Origin of the sequence: Gilliamella sp. Gris3-2 (assembly GCF_001690345.1) — a bacterium.
GTDB lineage: Bacteria > Pseudomonadota > Gammaproteobacteria > Enterobacterales > Orbaceae > Gilliamella > Gilliamella bombi.
Genome location: NZ_LZHB01000007.1, coordinates 1 through 435 on the forward strand (window position 1 = coordinate 1; position 435 = coordinate 435).

Annotated in this window: 1 protein-coding gene; it reads left to right on the top strand. The window is 27.6% G+C overall.

The genetic code is table 11. The annotated features are described in order from the left end of the window. On the top strand, positions 1-435 hold a 435-nt coding region (locus tag A9G32_RS01470), incomplete at both ends, for a capsular polysaccharide export protein, LipB/KpsS family (RefSeq protein ID WP_218055801.1).

Sequence of the window (435 nt, forward strand, 5' to 3'; positions counted from 1 at the left end):
TTTGTAAAGTAAATTATTCCTTTGAAGATATGCTTAATGAAGTTGTTTATAATAATCCAAATGCGAACATTGTGATTAAATTTTCTAACAATTGTTGCGAGAAACAATTAAAACGCTATAAAAGTATATTAGCTAATTTAGATGCGGATTTAACTATAAAGTATATTGAACATCATAATGTTCATCCATTTGAATTGGTAACTCAAATGGATGAGGTTCATGTACATAATGATATGATAGGTTTAGAGGCATTAATGTGTGGTAAACTCGTATATGTTTATGGAATTCCTTTTTATGCAGGATGGGGATTAACGATTGATAAAATTTCCCTACCTCGAAGAAAAAGGAAACTTTCAATAGAAGAATTATTTTATATTTCATATATTCTTTACTGTAATTATGTTAATCCTGAGACTCAAACTATTTGTGAAATTG